Source organism: Azorhizobium sp. AG788 (assembly GCF_943371865.1).
Taxonomy (GTDB): domain Bacteria; phylum Pseudomonadota; class Alphaproteobacteria; order Rhizobiales; family Xanthobacteraceae; genus Azorhizobium.
This window is the reverse complement of sequence record NZ_CALRWL010000030.1, coordinates 57,996-75,113: the sequence shown is the minus strand read 5'-3', so window position 1 is coordinate 75,113 and position 17,118 is coordinate 57,996. Positions and strand designations below refer to the sequence as shown.

General features: G+C 68.5%; 13 protein-coding genes and 1 tRNA gene. 6 read left to right on the top strand and 8 right to left on the bottom strand.

Annotated features, from left to right (window positions below; all coding sequences use genetic code 11):
- The 6 genes from phnE (AAG816_RS17310) to AAG816_RS17285 form a co-directional block, all read right to left on the bottom strand.
- The coding region (phnE, locus tag AAG816_RS17310) for a phosphonate ABC transporter, permease protein PhnE (protein ID WP_341990910.1) at positions 1-664 on the bottom strand (664 nt) is incomplete at its 3' end.
- Between the two features lie 65 nt (positions 665-729).
- Positions 730-1,611 carry a phosphonate ABC transporter, permease protein PhnE gene (gene phnE, locus AAG816_RS17305; RefSeq protein WP_341990906.1) on the bottom strand — a complete coding sequence of 294 codons (882 nt, stop codon included), beginning with the start codon at positions 1,609-1,611 and terminating at the stop codon, positions 730-732.
- Between the two features lie 60 nt (positions 1,612-1,671).
- Positions 1,672-2,601 carry a phosphonate ABC transporter substrate-binding protein gene (gene phnD, locus AAG816_RS17300; RefSeq protein WP_341990905.1) on the bottom strand — a complete coding sequence of 310 codons (930 nt, stop codon included), beginning with the start codon at positions 2,599-2,601 and terminating at the stop codon, positions 1,672-1,674.
- A gap of 256 nt (positions 2,602-2,857) precedes the next feature.
- Complete coding sequence (gene phnC / locus AAG816_RS17295) at positions 2,858-3,682, bottom strand: phosphonate ABC transporter ATP-binding protein (protein ID WP_341990904.1); 825 nt, start codon at positions 3,680-3,682, stop codon at positions 2,858-2,860.
- A 566-nt stretch (positions 3,683-4,248) separates the two neighbouring features.
- A complete protein-coding gene (locus tag AAG816_RS17290) occupies positions 4,249-4,422 on the bottom strand; it encodes a DUF3606 domain-containing protein (protein WP_341990903.1) in 174 nt (57 codons plus the stop codon).
- A gap of 170 nt (positions 4,423-4,592) precedes the next feature.
- Positions 4,593-4,667: transfer RNA gene (locus tag AAG816_RS17285), tRNA-Thr, on the bottom strand.
- A gap of 307 nt (positions 4,668-4,974) precedes the next feature.
- Here AAG816_RS17285 and AAG816_RS17280 point away from each other — a divergent pair.
- From AAG816_RS17280 to AAG816_RS17255, 6 genes are all read left to right on the top strand, one after another.
- Positions 4,975-6,141 (top strand): ABC transporter ATP-binding protein, encoded by a 1,167-nt coding sequence (locus AAG816_RS17280; RefSeq protein ID WP_341990902.1) that lies wholly within the window; start codon positions 4,975-4,977, stop codon positions 6,139-6,141.
- 48 nt (positions 6,142-6,189) lie between these two features.
- Entirely contained in the window at positions 6,190-7,107 is a 918-nt protein-coding gene (locus AAG816_RS17275; RefSeq protein WP_341990901.1) for an ABC transporter permease subunit, read from the top strand.
- Positions 7,104-7,922: an ABC transporter permease subunit gene (locus AAG816_RS17270; RefSeq protein WP_341990900.1), complete on the top strand. Its 819-nt coding sequence runs from the start codon at positions 7,104-7,106 to the stop codon at positions 7,920-7,922. Before AAG816_RS17275 ends, AAG816_RS17270 begins: the two co-directional genes overlap by 4 nt.
- Positions 7,923-8,434: 512 nt before the next feature.
- Positions 8,435-10,363 carry an acyltransferase family protein gene (locus tag AAG816_RS17265; protein WP_341990899.1) on the top strand — a complete coding sequence of 643 codons (1,929 nt, stop codon included), beginning with the start codon at positions 8,435-8,437 and terminating at the stop codon, positions 10,361-10,363.
- A 107-nt stretch (positions 10,364-10,470) separates the two neighbouring features.
- A complete protein-coding gene (locus AAG816_RS17260) occupies positions 10,471-11,397 on the top strand; it encodes a cation transporter (RefSeq protein ID WP_341990898.1) in 927 nt (308 codons plus the stop codon).
- A 110-nt stretch (positions 11,398-11,507) separates the two neighbouring features.
- Complete coding sequence (locus tag AAG816_RS17255; protein WP_341990897.1) at positions 11,508-11,864, top strand: hypothetical protein; 357 nt, start codon at positions 11,508-11,510, stop codon at positions 11,862-11,864.
- Between the two features lie 21 nt (positions 11,865-11,885).
- Here AAG816_RS17255 and AAG816_RS17250 read toward each other — a convergent pair whose 3' ends face one another.
- Positions 11,886-13,952, bottom strand: a complete 2,067-nt coding sequence (locus AAG816_RS17250) for a hypothetical protein (RefSeq protein ID WP_341990896.1) — start codon at positions 13,950-13,952, stop codon at positions 11,886-11,888.
- Between the two features lie 61 nt (positions 13,953-14,013).
- Positions 14,014-16,857: a DUF4159 domain-containing protein gene (locus tag AAG816_RS17245; protein ID WP_341990895.1), complete on the bottom strand. Its 2,844-nt coding sequence runs from the start codon at positions 16,855-16,857 to the stop codon at positions 14,014-14,016.
- Positions 16,858-17,118 lie beyond the last annotated feature (261 nt).

The window sequence follows — 17,118 nt, the reverse complement described above, 5'->3', positions numbered from 1 at the left end:
CGACGATGCCGATGATGGTGGCCGAGCGGGTGTTGGATTCGAAGAAATACAGCACCTGGCTCGCCATCACCGGCAGCACCTGCGGCAGCAAGGCGAAGCGCATGCGGTGCAGGTCGCTGCCGCCCGCCGCCATCACGCCCTCCACCGGCTTGCGATCCGCCGCCTCGATGGCCTCGGAGAACAATTTGCCGAAGGCGCCGAAGTCCGAGCAGGCGATGGCCAGGGCGCCGGCGAACGGCCCGAGGCCCACCACATTGATCCACATCAGCGCCCAGATCAGCGTGTCCACCGAGCGCGAGACATCGAAGATCCGGCGCAGCGAGAAATGCACGAAGAAATTGGGAATGACATTCTTCGCCGCCAGAAAGGCGAAGGGAAACGCCACCAGCGCCGCCGTGAGCGTGCCGATGAGCGCGATGGCCAAAGTCTCGCCCAAAGCCTTGATGAAGGCGGGCAGCCGGCCATGGGCATCGGGCGGAAACAGCAGCGAGACGAACAGGCCGAGCCGGTCCATGCCCGCCATCAGCCGGGCGGCGCTGAAGTCCAACGCCCAGAAGGCGAATATCGCCAGCGCCAGCAAGGCGAAGATGACCAGAGCGGCGCGGGTGCGCCCGGCGATGTCGCTCTTGAACACCGCGGGGTTGCGGGCGCGGATACCGGCCATGTCGGCCAGCGCCAAAGCGGCCAGGGTGGGGCGCGGGGTGGTGGGGGCGGTGTCGGGCAGGGGGCTCACGCGCGCTGATCCTGTGAGAGGAGGCGATGGCGCACCTGTTCGGTGCCGAGATCAATCAGGATCACTGTGCCGATGATCATCAGCAGGATGGCGCTGACGTCGGTGTAATAGAAATTGCGGATCGCCACCAGGAACTCCTGGCCGATGCCGCCGGCCCCCACGAAGCCCAGCACGCCGGCGCCGCGCACATTGATCTCGAACCGCAGCAGCGCATAAGAGGCGAAGTTGGACAGCACCTGCGGCAGCACGCCGAAGCGCACCTGCTGCATCCAGCTGGCGCCGGTGGCGGTGAGGCCCTCCACCGGCTTCATGTCGATATTCTCCACCACCTCTGCGAACAATTTGCCCAGCGCGCCGGTGGTGTGGATGGCGATGGCGAACACCCCCGGCATGGGGCCGAGGCCGAAGGCGAACACGAAGATCAGCGCGAACACGATGTCCGGCACCGTGCGGCAGAATTCCAGATAGCGCCGGGTGCAGAAGCGCAGCACCGGATTGCGGATCAGGTTCGCCGAGGCCAGGAAGCACAGGATGAAGCCGCCGATGGCGCCCGCCAGGGTGCCGAGATAGGCCATCAGCAGGGTTTCGCCCAACAGGGCCGCCCAGTGGCGCAAGTCCCAATACCAGCCGACGATGTCCGCGCGGGGCGTGGCGGCGGAGATGCTGGGAATGGTTTTCGCCAGATAATCGGTGAAATTGGCGATATGGGCGAAGGCGGCGGGGCGGATTTCGGCGATCCAGCCGGCCAGCAGCACCAAAGCGCCAATCACCACCGCCACGGCCAGCGACTTCAGGCGCCGGGTCGCGGTCGCGCGGTCATAGGCGGCGGCCAAAGCGTGCGCCTGCGGCGGCGGAAGGGTGGGAACGGTGGCGGGCATGGGATGCGCTCTTCACGAAAAAGGGCGGGGGCCGTTGCCGGCCCCCGCCCGAGGATCCAATCAGGACTTCTTGCGCTGGTCGTCGTTATACTTGACCATGCCGATGATACCATCATAGTCCTTGGCGCTGATCGGCGAGAATTCCAGATCCTTGCCGTTCGACAGCTTGTCGAAGGCCGCCTTGTCCTTCTTCGGCGCGTCGAGGAAAGCCTGCTTGATCTTGGCCTTCAAGTCGGCGGGAAGCGAGTCCAACACCGCGAACGGGCCTTCGGGCAGGAAGTCCGACTTGAAGACGATGCGGAAGTCGGCCTTGGTCAGCGGCTTGCCGTCAGCGGTTTTCAGCAGGCCGCGGGCCAGCAGGCGGGTCAGGTAATTGTCGTCCTCGGAGTTCCAGGCGTTGGCGGCGGCATCCGCCGTGCCCTGGGCCACCGCGAGGACGGCATTGTCATGGCTGCCGGCATAGACGCTCTTGCCGAAATAGCTGTCCACCGAGAAGCCTTCCTTGTTCAGGAAGTAGCGCGGCGCCTGGTTGCCGGAGGTGGAGTTGGGATCCACCAAAGCGATGGTCTTGCCCTTCAAATCGGCCAGGGTCTTGTACGGGCTGTCCGCCTTCACCCACACCACCGAATAATAGCCGGTGAGGCCGGTGTTGTGACGCTGCACCACCAGCGGATCGATCTTCACGCCGGTGAGCACGGCGCGGGCATAGGAGGCCGGGCCGTAGAAGGCGATCTGCGCCGTGCCGGCCCGCTGGGCCTCGATCACCGCCGCATAGTCATTGGCAATGCGCAGCTTCACCGGAACGCCGATCTCCTTGGAGAGATATTCGGCGAACGGGGTGTAGATGTCGGTGGTGGCCGAGGCGTTTTCGGCCGGGATCACCGCGAAGGTCAGCTCGGGATACTGCTTCTTCCACTCCTGGGCGCCGGCGGCGCCGGAGGTGAGGGCGAGCGCGGCAGCGGCCGCGATGAGCGTGCGACGGTTGAACATGGCAGTCTCCTTGGGAAAGGGGGGTGAGACGCGGGTGAGCCTCACGGCCCGGCAGCGGCAGGCGCCGAGGGCGCCCGGTGGCCCGCCGGCCCGCGAGGGACAGGGGGAATGCGGACATCCGGCACCGGGGCGGCGGGTGTCCTCCCCGGGGCCATACGGGCCCCGAACGCGATCCCGCCGGAGGCACGGCCCGCCGGCAGGGTCCTGGTGGCAAAGAGCAGGGTGCAGGCGCAGCGCCCGCGCCCGTGTGGAACGGTCAGCGATCCGGTGCGGCGGTGGCCGGCAGAGCGGCCGGCGCGTGGCCGCCGGCGGCGGGCATTGCGTGGTCCAGGTCCATCACCTCGTCGGCCTCCAGGCCGTAGAGATCGCGGGCCACGTCGGCGGTGAGGGCATCGGGGGCGCCGTCGAACACCACTTTGCCGCCCGCCATCCCGATCAGCCGGTCGCAATAGGTGCGGGCCAACTCCAGGGAGTGCAGGTTGCACAGCACGGTGATGCCGAAGTGCTTGTTGATCCGCAGCAGGGAATCCATCACCACCTTGGTGTTGCGCGGGTCCAGCGAGGCGATGGGCTCGTCCGCCAGGATCATGCGCGGCTCCTGCACCAGAGCGCGGGCGATGGCGACCCGCTGCTGCTGGCCGCCGGAGAGGCTGTCCGCGCGCTGGGCGGCGAGGGTGGCGATGTCGAACTGATCGAGGGCGGAGAGGGCGACCGCCTTGTCTTCCGCGCTCCAGGTCTTGGTCATGGCGCGCCAGCCGGCCATGGTGGACAGGCGGCCCATCAGCACATTGGTCAGCACATCCAGGCGGCCCACCAGATTGAACTGCTGGAAGATCATCGCCGCCTGGGCGCGCCACAGGCGCAATTCGCGGCCCTTCAGGCCGGTGACGTCAGTGCCTTCGAAGACGATGCGGCCGGCGCTGGAATCCTGCAGCCGGTTGATCATGCGCAGCAAGGTGGACTTGCCGGCGCCGGAACGGCCGATGACGCCGATGAAGGCGCCGTGGCCGATCTCCAAATTCACGTCCGAGACGGCGGCCTTGCTGCCAAATCGGCACGTCAGTCCGTCGATCACGAGCATCGTGGGGGCTCCGGGGAAAGGACAGAAGCCTTCCCATAGTGGCCTCCCACGACGGTCGTGTGACGGTGCCGCCCGCCTTATGCCGCAGGCCCGCACACGATGGTTTTTGCGGCCGGGTCAGCCAAATGTCACACGCCGTCATATGGTTGTCATGGGCTGTCGGCGGCGGCTTCCGCGCCGGCGGTTGGCGGGTCAGGCACGCGCCCGATGCCGGACAGAGCCCGCCTGCGGGGCCGCATCGCGGGAGGCATCTGTCGCCAGGGCGCGACCGCCGCCTCCGGCCCGGCAGGCAAAGCATGGATCGCCGGGTTCGGCCCCTTGGGGTGGCATGATCCCCGCCCGGGGGGCCGGCAGCAGCGTTTGGCGGGCGCTGGCGATGCGCGAGCGCTGCCGGAGGTGCGGGGCGGTGCGATGTCCATGGGGGCCGGTGTGCGGCGGCCGGCGCCGCGGCCGGACAGGCCGACGGCCCCCCGGGGAGCGGGGGAGCGCCGCAGCGCACGGACTTCAGGACAGGGGCTTGGGGCTGCCAGGGGGCACGGCCTCCAGGTCGCCATCCTGCGGTGATGTCAGGCGTATTTGAGCTTTCTGGCGGCGGCCAGGAGGGTGGCGCGGTGGGTGCCGTGGCGCCGGATCAGCAGCCGGGCGTCATCTCTGGAGATGCCGGCGGCTTTGGCGAAGTAGGCCGCCTCGTGGTCCTCCGGCGCCAGGGCGGGTCCGCCGCCGATACGATCCTGATCCATGCGCATGCCTCCCTGGGATCGCAAGAGCCTGCACCGGGAAGCTGGCCTGAGGATGTCTTGGGGATCGCTTGGGTGCCGCAGGTTGCAGGCATAGCCTGCATTGTGCTCGCCCAGCCCAGACGCGCCGCTGGCGCCGCTGAAGGATAACGCTTTGATGTGAAGCTGAAAACTGGTGCTGCGAGAGAGGATTGAACTCTCGACCTCTCCATTACCAATGGAGTGCTCTACCACTGAGCTACCGCAGCGTCCGGATCGGCTGGGCGGGAGGAACTCCGCGCCGGGCGCCGATCTTGGGGCCCGCTCTCGACGCTTGGCGCCGCGAGTTCGCAGTCTCTGCCACATGCTTTCGGGAGGCGCAAGCCTTGCGCGTTCGAAGCTGCCTCGAAGCTGTGGTCAACGCGAAATTCCCCGCTTGCAACACCGTGTGCCATCCCCCGCTGCCACATTTGGCGTCCTATGCCACCGCATCCGCCATCTTTTTGCGCGTGCACAGAGCTTGAGCGGAAGGCACGACGCGGATAGCCTCTCCTCAGCGCAACTGCGGGGGGTCGCATGGCAGCGGACAAGGCGCGTACCCAGACCATCGGCGCCGTGCGCCGCACCTTCGCGCCATGGGCGGATCCCGCCGCCACGCCGCTGATCCGGTTCGAGAATGTGGTGAAGCGCTTCGGCGCCTTCGTCGCGGTGGAGAACCTCAGCCTCGACATCTATGAGCGCGAGTTCTTCGGTCTGCTCGGCCCCTCCGGCTGCGGCAAGACCACCTTGATGCGCATGCTGGCCGGGTTCGAGCAGCCCACCTCGGGCCGCATCACGCTGGCCGGCGAGGACATTTCCGGCATCCCGCCCTACCGGCGGCCGGTGAACATGATGTTCCAGTCCTATGCGCTGTTCCCGCACATGAGCGTCTGGGACAACATCGCCTTCGGCCTCAAGCAGGATCACTTGAGCAAAGCCGCCATCGCCGCCCGGGTGGAGGAGATGCTGGCCCTGGTGAAGCTCACCACCTTTGCCAAGCGCAAGCCGCACCAGCTCTCCGGCGGCCAGCGCCAAAGGGTGGCGCTCGCCCGCTCGGTGGCCAAGCGGCCCAAGGTGCTGCTGCTGGACGAGCCGCTCACCGCGCTGGACAAGAAACTGCGCGACGAGACCCAGTTCGAGCTGATGGATCTCCAGATGTCGCTGGGCATGACCTTCCTGATCGTCACCCACGACCAGGAGGAAGCCATGACGGTGGCGGATCGCATCGCGGTGATGAACCAGGGCAAATTGGTGCAGGTGGCCCCGCCGGCGGTGATCTATGAGCAGCCGGCCAGCCGCTACATCGCCGACTTCATCGGCGACGTGAACATGCTGGAGACGACCCTGGTGGCGACCGGCGCCGGCGGTTGCGAACTGGCCTCGCCCAAGACCCCTTATCCGCTGCGGCTCGACCAGAGCGTGGAGGCGCACGCGGGGGACACGGTGTGGCTGGCGATCCGCCCGGAGAAGATGCGCATCGCCTTGGAGCCGCCGGCGGACATCACCGCCAATTGCCTCACCGGCGTGATCTGGGACATCGGCTATCTGGGCGATCTGTCCATCTACCATGTGGAGATGCCCTGCGGCACGCGGGTGAAGGTGTCCAAGCCCAATGTCTCGCGGCTGGTGGAGCGGCCCATCACCTGGGAGGACAAGGTGTGGGTGACCTTCTCGCCCGATGCGGGCGTGGTGCTCACCAGCTAGATCGAAACCCCGGTTCGCACACACGCGCTCTCAAGGAAGGCGACGCACATGGCCATGGCGGGGGAGAAGGGGTGGGGCCGGCGGTTCGTCATCGCCGTGCCCTATCTGTGGCTGCTGGCGCTGTTCCTGGTGCCGTTCCTGATCGTGCTGAAGATCTCGCTGTCGCAGGACATGATCGCCCAGCCGCCCTATGCGCCGGTGTTCGATGCCGCCGCCGGCTGGGCCGGTTTCAAGGACTTCCTGTCCCAGCTCTCCATCGCCAATTACTTCTATGTGCTCTCGTTCGATAACGAGTTCATCGCCGCTTATGGCTCCAGCCTGCTGATCGCCGGCATCTCCACCGCGCTGCTGCTGCTGGTGGGCTATCCGATCGCTTATGCCATGGCCCGCGCCCCCAAGGGCATCCAGCCCATGCTGCTGATGCTGGTGATCCTGCCGTTCTGGACCTCGTTCTTGATCCGGGTCTATGCCTGGATCGGCATTCTCTCCCCCGAGGGCTTCCTCAATCAGCTGCTGGACGCCCTGGGGCTGATCAGCGAGCCGTTGCAGATCCTCAATACCGATCTCGCGGTCTATATCGGCATCGTCTATTCCTATCTGCCCTTCATGGTGCTGCCGCTCTATTCGGCGCTGGAGAAGCTGGACGGCACCTTGCTGGAAGCGGCGGAGGATCTGGGCTGCCCGCCGGCCAAGGCGTTCTGGACCATCACCTTTCCGCTCTCCCTGCCCGGTGTCGCGGCGGGCGCCTTGCTGTGCTTCATCCCGGCGGTGGGCGAGTTCGTGATCCCGGATCTGCTGGGTGGCTCCGATACGCTGATGATCGGCAAGTCGCTGTGGACCGAGTTCACCGTCAACCGCTCCTGGACCGCCTCGGCGGCGGTGGCGGTGCTGCTGTTGCTGCTGCTGGTGGTGCCGATCGTGATCTATCAGAACCTGCAGGCGCGCGAATTGGAGGCCGGGCGATGAGCCGCCATCTCACCTGGTTCAACATCACCGCCTTGGTGCTGGGGTTCAGCTTTCTCTACATCCCCATCCTGCTGCTGGTGATCTATTCCTTCAACGCCTCGCGGCTGGTGACGGTGTGGGCGGGCTTTTCCACCCAATGGTATTGGGCGCTGCTGGAGAACGAGCAGCTGCTGGACGCCCTGTGGGTGACGCTGCGGGTGGCGTTCCTGTCTTCGGTGGTGGCGACCGTCTTGGGCACCATGGCGGCGCTGGCGCTGACCCGCTATGGGCGCTTCTACGGCCGCACCCTGTTCTCCGGCATGACCTATGCGCCGCTGGTGATGCCGGAAGTCATCACCGGCCTGTCGCTGCTGCTGCTGTTCGTGGCCATCGGCTTCGAGCGCGGCTTCTGGACCATCACCTTGGCCCACATCACCTTCACCATGTGCTTCGTGGCGGTGGTGGTGCAATCGCGGCTGGTGACCTTCGACCGGGCATTGGAGGAGGCGGCGCTGGATCTGGGCTGCCCGCCGCTGAAGACCTTCTTCACCATCACCTTGCCGCTGATCCTGCCGGCAGTGCTGTCCGGCTTCATGCTGGCCTTCACTTTGTCCATGGATGATCTGGTGATCGCCAGCTTCACCACCGGGCCGGGGGCCACCACCTTGCCCATGCGGATCTATTCCCAGGTGCGGCTGGGGGTGACGCCGGAGATCAACGCCATCTGCACCATCCTGATCGGCGTGGTGGCCCTGGCGGTGATCATCGCCTCGGCGGTGGCCAAATCCCAGGACGCCCGCCGCACCCGCGAGGAGCAGGCGGCGGCGCGGGGGTGACAGAGGGGCGGGTGGTTCTCGGAAGCCCGAAACATCTTGGCTGTTTCACCCAAAACGGCCGGATGGGCGTTCAAAAACGGCACTGCCGCCATTAGGCCGTCATGCCCGGCCTTGTGCCGGGCATCCACGCCCAACCGCTTGCGAGAACCTGCGGACGTTCGGCCCGGCCTCACCGCGTGGATGGCCGGGACAAGCCCGGCCATGACGGCGCTGTGGCGTTGAAAAGGGACATCAGCTCTCAATCCGGTGAAATCCAAAGTCGGCTTGAATTCTGAATTATCAATTCACCACAGCGAGTTAGAGCTTTCTTGTTCCGCCAAAGCCCGGTTCCACTTTTCGGCTTCATGCTCTAGAACACCCTTCAGTGGTGGGACACTGATCGAATCTTCTGAGGGCTCCGGGCTGTATGGCAGCGCGGGGGCTGAGGGCTTTGCGCTTGGGACCTGCCGGCCGCCGTCTGCGGCGTAACGGCTTCCCGGCCCGCGCGCCCCGCCCAGGATTCTCACCTCCGCATGCAGTACAGAGCGGACATCAGCGGCCTGCGCGCGCTCGCGGTGGTGCCCGTGGTGCTCTATCACGCCAATGCCGCTTTGGTGCCCGGCGGCTATGTGGGCGTCGACGTGTTCTTCGTCATCTCCGGCTATCTGATCACCGCCATCATCGCCGGCGATCTGGCCAAGGACCGGTTCAGCTTCGCCACCTTCTATGATCGCCGGGTGCGGCGCATCGTGCCGGCCTATGCGCTGGTGGCGCTGGCCACCACGGCCATGGCGGTGGCGACCTTGCCGCCGGTGATGCTGATCCCCTATGGCCGGGCGCTGGAATATGCGTCGGTTTTTCTGGCCAATCGCCATTTTCTTGCCACCGCCGGCTATTTCGCCCCCGGCGCCGAGGAGCAGTTCCTGCTGCATATGTGGTCGCTGGCGGTGGAGGAGCAATTCTATCTGTTCTTTCCGCTGGCGCTGATCGTGCTGTCCCATCCTCGCCTCAAGCGATTTCGCGGGCTGGTGATCTGGGCGGTGCTGCTGGTCTCGCTTTATGTGGCCACCAAGAATGCCATCCAGCGGCCCAACAGCGCCTTCTACAATTTCACCTCGCGGGCCTGGGAACTGCTGCTGGGCTCCGTGCTGGCGCTGGGCCTGGTGCCGCGCCTGAGCGGGCGCTGGCTGCCGGAGGCGCTGGCGGCAACCGGCCTCGCCATGATCGTCGCCGCGCTGGCGCTGTTTGATCGCACCACCATCTTTCCCGGCCTCTCGGCGCTGCTGCCGGCGGGCGGGGCGCTGCTATTGATCTGGGCCGGGGAGGAGGGGCGCACGCCCGTGGCGAACCGCCTGCTGGCGCTCAAGCCCTTGGCCGGCATCGGGCTGATCTCCTATTCGCTCTATCTGTGGCACTGGCCGATCCTCGGCTTCTTCAAGTTTCACGCCGGGGGCGATCCGGGGCTGGTCGCGGGTGTGATGCTGGTGGGCGGCGCGGTGGCGGTGTCGATCCTGTCCTGGCGCTTCGTGGAGAGCCGGTTTCGCCGCCATGGCCCGGCCAGCCGGCGCTCGGAGCTGCGCAGCATCGCCGTCGGCCTGCTGGCGCTGGCGGGGCTGGCGGGGCTCGGAATCGCCCTGGACCTGTCCGGCGGTCTGCCGGGACGGGCCAGCGCGGAGTTCCTGAAGGCGCAGGCGGCGCTGGGGGACTCGTGGCGCGGCACCAAGGCCTGCCTCCAGGGGCCGGGGCTGGCGCCTGCCGGCACCCAATGCCGGTTCGGCGATCCCGCCCCCGATGCGCCGGTGATCGCTCTGTGGGGGGATTCGTTTGCCAACCACCACGCCCCGGCGCTGGATGCCATCGCCCGCGACACCGGCTATGGCCTGCTGCAGGTGACCAAGGCCGGCTGCTTCCCGCAGGCGCCGGGGGTCGGGGCTGGCGCCACCCGCGAGGACGCCGATTGCGAGACGTTTCGCAGCGCTTCGCTGGCGGCGCTGGCCGCCGACCCCAAGGTGACGACGGTGGTGATCGCCGGCCTGTGGCCCGCAGGCGCGGGGCTGGCGCCCACCATGGCGGCGCTGAAGGTCGCCGTGGCGCAGCTGGCGGCGGCCGGCAAGGCGGTGGTTCTGGTGGGTCCGCCGCCGGACTTCGGCGGCGGCGGCGGCGCCCGCTGCCTCATTCGCAAGCGGTTCCTGGGGCTGGACGAGAGCGCCTGCGACCTGCCCGCCGCCACGGCGGCGGCCAACGCCGCGCCGATCGAGATGGCGCTGGGCGAGATTGGGGCGCAGGTGCGCGGCGTGCGGGTGGTGCTGCCCCGCGCCGCCTTCTGCGATGCCCTCACCTGCCGCCCGACCCTGCCGGACGGGAGCCTGGGCTATATCGACAGCGGCCATCTCAATGGCGCCGGCTCGCTGCATCTGGTGCCGCTCCTGAAGGCGGGGATCGGCCAGCCGCCGGCGCCGTGACCGGGGGCCATCCGCAGGAATGCGGTCGATTGGTACCGCTGAAGTCATGAGGGTGACACGGGTTTCGATGGAAGATCCGCCAACGGTTTAAAACTGTGGCGGCGGTGATGGCTTCGAACGAAGAAAAAGACAAAATAAGCCGGCAAGGCTTCTTTGCCAGTCTCCTTCTTCTGGTGCCGATGATTTATGCGGCGCTGGTCAGCAATTCATCCGCGGTGTTTGCCGATACGCTCGGCCTGTCCATGGATGTTTGCGCCATGTTCCTGTCCTGGCAGGTGGTGCGCCGGACCGCGCGCGGCCGAACCGAGACCTACAATTACGGCCTCGATAAGCTGGAGAACCTGCTGAATGTGGGGCTGGCGGGCGCCAATGTGGCGTTCGTGGCCCTGGTGCTGTGGCAGGCCATCGAGGGGCTCTACCGGCCGGTGCCGCTGGAGGGCGCCACCACCGCCATCGTCCTGAATCTGGTGGCCATCGGGTTCTTCGCCTGGATGTGGCGGCGCATCAGCCGCATGGAACAGAGCGGCCAATCGCCGGTGATGGACGCCCAGCGCCGCTTCTATCTGATGGGCATCGTCGACAGCCTGGCCCTGGTCATTCCGCTCTCGCTGGGCGCCTGGCTCAAGGACTATGGCTGGGCGGTCTATATCGACCCGATCACCGCCATCGCCCTGTGCGGTTTCTTCGTCTACCACCTCTGGGGCATGGCGTCGGGATCGCTGCTGGACCTGCTCGACCGGGCACTGGAGGAACGGCTGCAGTTCGACCTCCTGCGGGTGCTGGCCAGCCATTATGACGACTATGACGCGCTCCACGGCATCCGCACCCGCCGCGCCGGCGGGGTCAATTTCATCGAGCTGATGCTGGGCTATGATTCCCAACTGTCCATGGGATGCGTGCAGGAGCGGATCAACGTGATGATCACCAAGCTGGAGCAGGTGATCCCCAATTCCGTCGTCCTGATCTGCCCCACCGACGAAACCAGCACCGCCCGCCGGGCCGCCGACGCGCCGGGTGTTGCCGTTCCCGCCTGAGGCTTGGGTGCGTCGGAGCCGGGGTGGCCGGGCGGGCTGAAATCATCATTGAACAAAGCGGGAACATCGGCTAGCGTCGCTGGTGTTCCAATCCTGTCGCGGACGGCGCCATGCCCCCATCAGCCCGGTCCGGAGATGCCGTGGTCGCCGGGCGCACCTTGCGGGTTCGCACGCCGCAGGGCGAGGCGGATGTCCCCATCCGCATCTTTGCGCCCTACCAGAAGGGCGGCGCATGGGTCTGCCGCACCGAGATCGACTGGCCGGAGCGGCAGCAGGCCCTGGATGCCGCCGGCCACGATTCCGCCCAGGCGCTCTATATCGCCATGGAGATCGTCGGCGTGCATCTCTACACCAGCGCCTATCACGCCGATGACGCCTTCATCTTCACCGACTGGATCGGCTACGGCTTTCCGGTGCCGAAGGGCATACGCGACCTGCTGATCGGCCACGACGCCAAATATATGTGAGCGGTCCGGCAGCGCTGGGGCTCACCGCCCCTCGCGCACCCAGGCCGCCGTGATCACGCCCAGCAGCAGCAACAGGCCGGACAGGCCCGCGAACAGCGGGAACAGGCCGATGCCCTTCACCACCGAGACGTCGCGGGTGCGCAGGCCCAGCCAGTCTTCGCCCGCCAGCCGGTCGCCGGAGGACACCTGCACCACCCGCGGCACGGCGCCGTTGAGATCGGCGAGGCGCCACAGGCCGCCGCTGGTGGCGGAGGTGATGGGCGAGAGCCAGTCCTTGGTGGAGGTGACTTCGGCGAATTCCTTCGGGTTCAGCGGGCCGATATTGGTCAGCGCCGTCAATGGCCCGTTCACCGCCCGCCATAGGCCCAGTTCATCCGCCGGGGTGGTGGCGCGCCACAGGCCGGGCTCGGCCTGGGTGAGGGTGAGCGTGCGGGTGGCGCCGGAGGGGGTGGTGATGAGCGCAGTGGGCACGGTGTCGCCCATGGTCTGGCGCTCCACCACCAGGTCGCGGCCGGCGGTGGAGAGCTTCAGGCGTTCCTCCTCCAGGTCCGGCTCCTTCATCAGCCAATGGGAGAGCCGGCGCAGCAGATCGATATAGGGGCCGCCGCCGTCATAGCCGCGCGCCCATAGCCAGAAATGGTCCGACAGCAGCAGCGCCACGCGGCCCTGGCCGACCCGGTCCAGCTGCAGCACCGGGCGCTCGCCCGGGGCCTGCATCACCGTGACGCCGGAGCGGGCGTCCGCATCGATCACCCGGAAGAAGCGGCTCCATTTCGGCGGCTCGCTCTCGGCGCCCGGCAGGCCGCGGGTCACCGGATGGCGCTTGCCGGGGGCGGTGAGGCCGGCCACATAGGGCGCTTCGGTGGTCTGGCCGGTGGGCGCGGCGGGCAGGATCTCTTCCAGCGGCGTGTTGAACAGCGAGCCGGGCTCGACGAAGTCCGTGCCGGCCGCCACCAGCAGCGCGCCGCCATTGCGCACATAGCGCACGATATTGTCGAAATAGACCTGCGGCAGCACCCCTTGCTGGGAGTAGCGGTCGAAGATGATCAAATCGAAATCGCGGATCTTGGTCTGGAACAGCTCGCGCGTCGGGAAGGCGATCAGCGACAGTTCGTTGATGGGCGTGCCGTCCTGCTTCTCCGGCGGGCGCAGGATGGTGAAGTGCACCAGATCCACATTGGCGTCGCTTTTCAAAAGGTTGCGCCAGGTGCGCTCGCCCACGTTCGGCTCGCCGGAGACCAGCAGCACCCGCAATTTGTCGCGGATGCCGTCGATGGAGACGGCGGCGCGGTTGTTGATGGGCGTCAGTTCCCCCTCCAGCGGGGCCACCTCCACCTCGACGATGTTCGGCCCGGCGTGGGCGATCTCCACCTCCACCTGGGCGCTGCGGCCGGTGGCGACCACCGGGCTGGCGATCACCTCGCCGTCGCGGCGCACGGTGACGGGCACGCGAGCGCCGGCCGGGGCGCCCTCGTCGGTGACGCGGAAGGTCAGCGTCTGGCGCTGGCCGACGATGCCGAAGCGCGGCGCCTTCTCCAGCGCCACCCGGCGGTCGCGCTCGCCGGCCTTGCCGGTGATGAGGCCGTGCACCGGGGCGGAAAAGCCCAAAGCGGCCGCCTCGCCGGGCACGTCATGCACCCGCCCGTCGGTGATCATGATGGCGCCCGCCACCCGCTCCGGCGGCACGTCGGCGAGGCCGGCGGAGAGGGCCGCGAACAGGCGGGTGCCGTCGGTCTCGCCGTCGCGGGCATCAGCCTCGATGGTGCGGATTTCCAGGCCCGGAATCTGCTTCAGCCGGGCATCCAGCGCGGTGCGGGCGGCGTCGGTCTGTTGGGTGCGCTCGCCGAAATTCTGGCTGGCGGACTTGTCCACCACCACCGCCACCACGGAGGACAGCGGCTCGCGCTCTTCCCGCGTCAGCGAGGGATTGGCCAGCGCCACCAGCCCCACCAGCAGCGCCAAGGCGCGGAAGGCGGCGCCGCGGGTGCGCGAGGCCACCAGCGCCAGCGCCAGCACCACAGCTACGGCGGCGATGGCGCCCAGCACCGGCCAGGGCAGGAAGGGTTCGAACGCGAGGCCGTAGGTCATGGGCGCCTTTCAGCGGGCATCGGGGCGCGGCGCGGGGGCAGGCGGAAGGGCAAGGGCGCGCTCATTGGCCAAGCCGCTCCAGCAGCGCCGGCACATGCACCTGGTCGGCCTTGTAGTTGCCGGTCAGCATGTACATGACCATGTTGGCCCCGGCGCGGAACGCCATTTCCCTTTGGCGCGGCTCGCCGGGGGTGAGCGGCAGCAGGGGCTCGCCATTCTTGCCCACCGCCCAGGCGCCGGCCAGATCGTTGGAGGTGATGATCACCGGGGAGACGCCGTCGCCGGCGCGGGCGGGGCGGTCCTCGCCGTCGCGGGCGGCGGGCAAAGCTTCCACCCAGGTGGTGCCGGAGGTGAAGCGGCCCGGAAAATCCTTCATCAGATAGAAGGCCTTGGTCAGCACATGGTCGCGCGGCACCGGCGCCAGTTCCGGAATGTCGAGACCGGAGAGGATTTCCCGCAGCCGGGCGGCGGCGGGGGAGAGCGGCGCGCCGGGCACCTGCGTGGTCTCCAGCGCGTCGCGGGTGTCGAACACCACCGTGCCGCCCTGCTTCATGAAGGCATCGATGCGGGCCAGCACCGCCGGCGAGGGCAGGGGGCCGCTGGGCAGGATCGGCCAATAGAGCAACGGGAAGAAGGAGAGGTCGTCGCGGGCGATGTCCACGCCCATGGGCTCGCCCGCCTGCAGGGCGGTGCGCTGGGCGAGGAAGGTGGTAAGGCCTTCGAGTCCGGCGCGGCTGATGTCGTCCACTTCCGCATTGCCGGTGGTGACATAGGCGAGGCGGGTCTGGGCGGTGGCCTTGACCGCGAAATCGCTGGCCGCATCCGCCCGCGCCGGGGCGGGGGCCAGCGGCACCGCGCCCAAGGCGAGCGCGGCGAACAAAGCGGCGGCGGTGGCGCGGCGGCGGCCCAGGCGCCCGAGCCCTCCGGCCAACAGCAGCACGGCGAGGGCATCCAGCAGCAGCAGGCCCATGCCCACCACCAAAGCCACCCCGCGCAGATCACGCGGCTCGCTTTCGCGCAGCGGCGAAGCCGGGGTGCCGCCCAAAGCGGAGAGGTCGAGGGGCGCGAGCCGGTCGTCGGGCAGCAAGGTGTTCACCGCCAAAAGGGCATCGGGCGGGCCATAGAAGCCGGGGGGATGCTCGGCGCTGCCGCGGCCGGCGAAGGTGGCCGGCACCGGGCGGGCGGTGGGGCCGGCGGGCCGGAAGGCGCCGAAGCCATCCAGCAGGCGGGTGGGGGCGACGGTGGCGGCGGCGGGGTTGGCGGACGCCGAAGATCCCGCCGGCACGCCCGCGCGCGCGGCGTCGGCGGCCCCGGCTTCGGGAGCGGTGGTGTCGGACAGAGCGATGACCCGGCGCAACATCTCAACGAATGTGCCTGAAAGCGGCAGGTTCGACCAGCTGGTGTCGGCGGTGACGTGGAACAGCACCATCAGGCCCTTGCCCCGGCGGGCGCCGGTGACCAAGGGCGTGCCGTCCGCCAGCGCCGCCCAGGTGCGCTCGCCCAAGGTGCCGTCCGGCTCCGCCAGCACCTGCCGGGTGACGCTGACGTCATTGGGCAGTTTCACGTCGCGGAACGGGCCGTCGGGGCTGAGCGCCCCCAAAGCCTGCGGGGTTTCCCAGGACAGCGAGCCGCCCAGCACCCGCCCGCCCCGGCGCAGGCGCACCGGCAACAGATCATCCTGCGCATTCGCGAGGCGCGGGCCGGCGAAGCGCACCAGCACCCCGCCGTCCTCGACGAATTTGGCGAGGCGCGCCCGGGTGGCGGGGGGCACGGTGCCCACGTCGGTGAGCATGATCACCGGCACCCGCTGCTCCAGGAAGCGGTTGATATTCTCCGTGGGCGCGCCGCTGTCGCCCATGCGCACATCGGCGAACGGCCCCAAAGCGCGGGCGAGATAATACGTGGGGGCCAGCAGCGGCTGGCCGGTGTCGCTGGAGGCGCCGGAGACCACGCCCACGGTGCGCCGCCGCCAGCGCTTGTCCAGCAATTGCACCGCGCCGGCCGAGCGCTCGCCGACGATCTCCAGCCGCGAGACTTCGTTGCGCATGTCCACCGGCAGGTCGAACTTGGCTTCCGTCTCCCGCGCGCCGGGGGCGAATTCGAACGGGGCTTCGCCCAGGGCCAGACCGCGCAGGTCGCGGGCTTCCACCCGGCCGCTGCGGGCGCCGCCGTCATCGGGGCGCAGCACCTTCACCGTGAGGGCGCCGGGGGCATTGTCGGGGGCGACCAAAGCCAAGGGCGTGGCGACGCCGCCGCTCACCACCAAGGCCGGGCGGGCGCCTTTCAGGGCGGCAAGGTCGGCGGCCAGTTCCTGGTCCGCTTTCAGGTCGACGCCGTCGCTCACATAGACCAGGCCGGCGTCGGCATTGGCGGCGAGATATTTGCCCGCCAGCGCCAGCGCCTCCTTGCGGGCGGGCGCCCAGGCGACGGGGGAGAGCGAGCGCAGCTTGTCGCGGGCCTGGGCCGGCAGCAGCAAGGTGGCGTCCTTGGGCACATCGCCGGTGGGGATCAGCGCCACGCCGCGGCCATTGGCGGCGGCTTCGTCGATGAGGCCGGAGGCGGTGGCCATGCGCTGGCCCCAGGTGGCGGCGGCGGGCCAGCCCTGGTCGATCACCATCACCAGCGGCCCGCCGGCCGAGGGGGCGACGGCGGGCGGATTCCAGATCGGGCCGGCGGCGGCGAGAATCACCAAAGCCGCCAGCAGCAGCCGCAGCAGGGTCAGCCACCACGGGGTGCGGGCGGGGCTTTCTTCCTTGGGCTTGATGTCGAACAGCAGCCGGGTGGGCGGAAACGACAGTTCGCGCGGGCGCGGCGGCACCACCCGCAGCAGGAACCACAGCGCCGGCAAGGCCAGCAAGGCGGTGAGCAGCAGCGGCGAGGCGAACGTCAGCGGCAAGCCCATCATGCGCGGGCGTCCTTCCACAGGCCAGCGCGGGCCATCGGTACGGCGGCGGGCAAGAGAGAGTTATGGCGGTCAGAGCGAGGGCCCGGCCGTGGCCGTTTCACCCCCCACCCCAACCCTCCCCCGCAAGGGGGGAGGGGGGATGGCGCGCGGGTTTCAGCGTGACGTTTCCGTCCCCGCGGGGGAACCCTCCCCCCTTGCGGGGGAGGGCAGGGAGGGGGGTGAAACGCTTTCCGCTCCAGGCGTTCTGCCCCTGCATCGTGG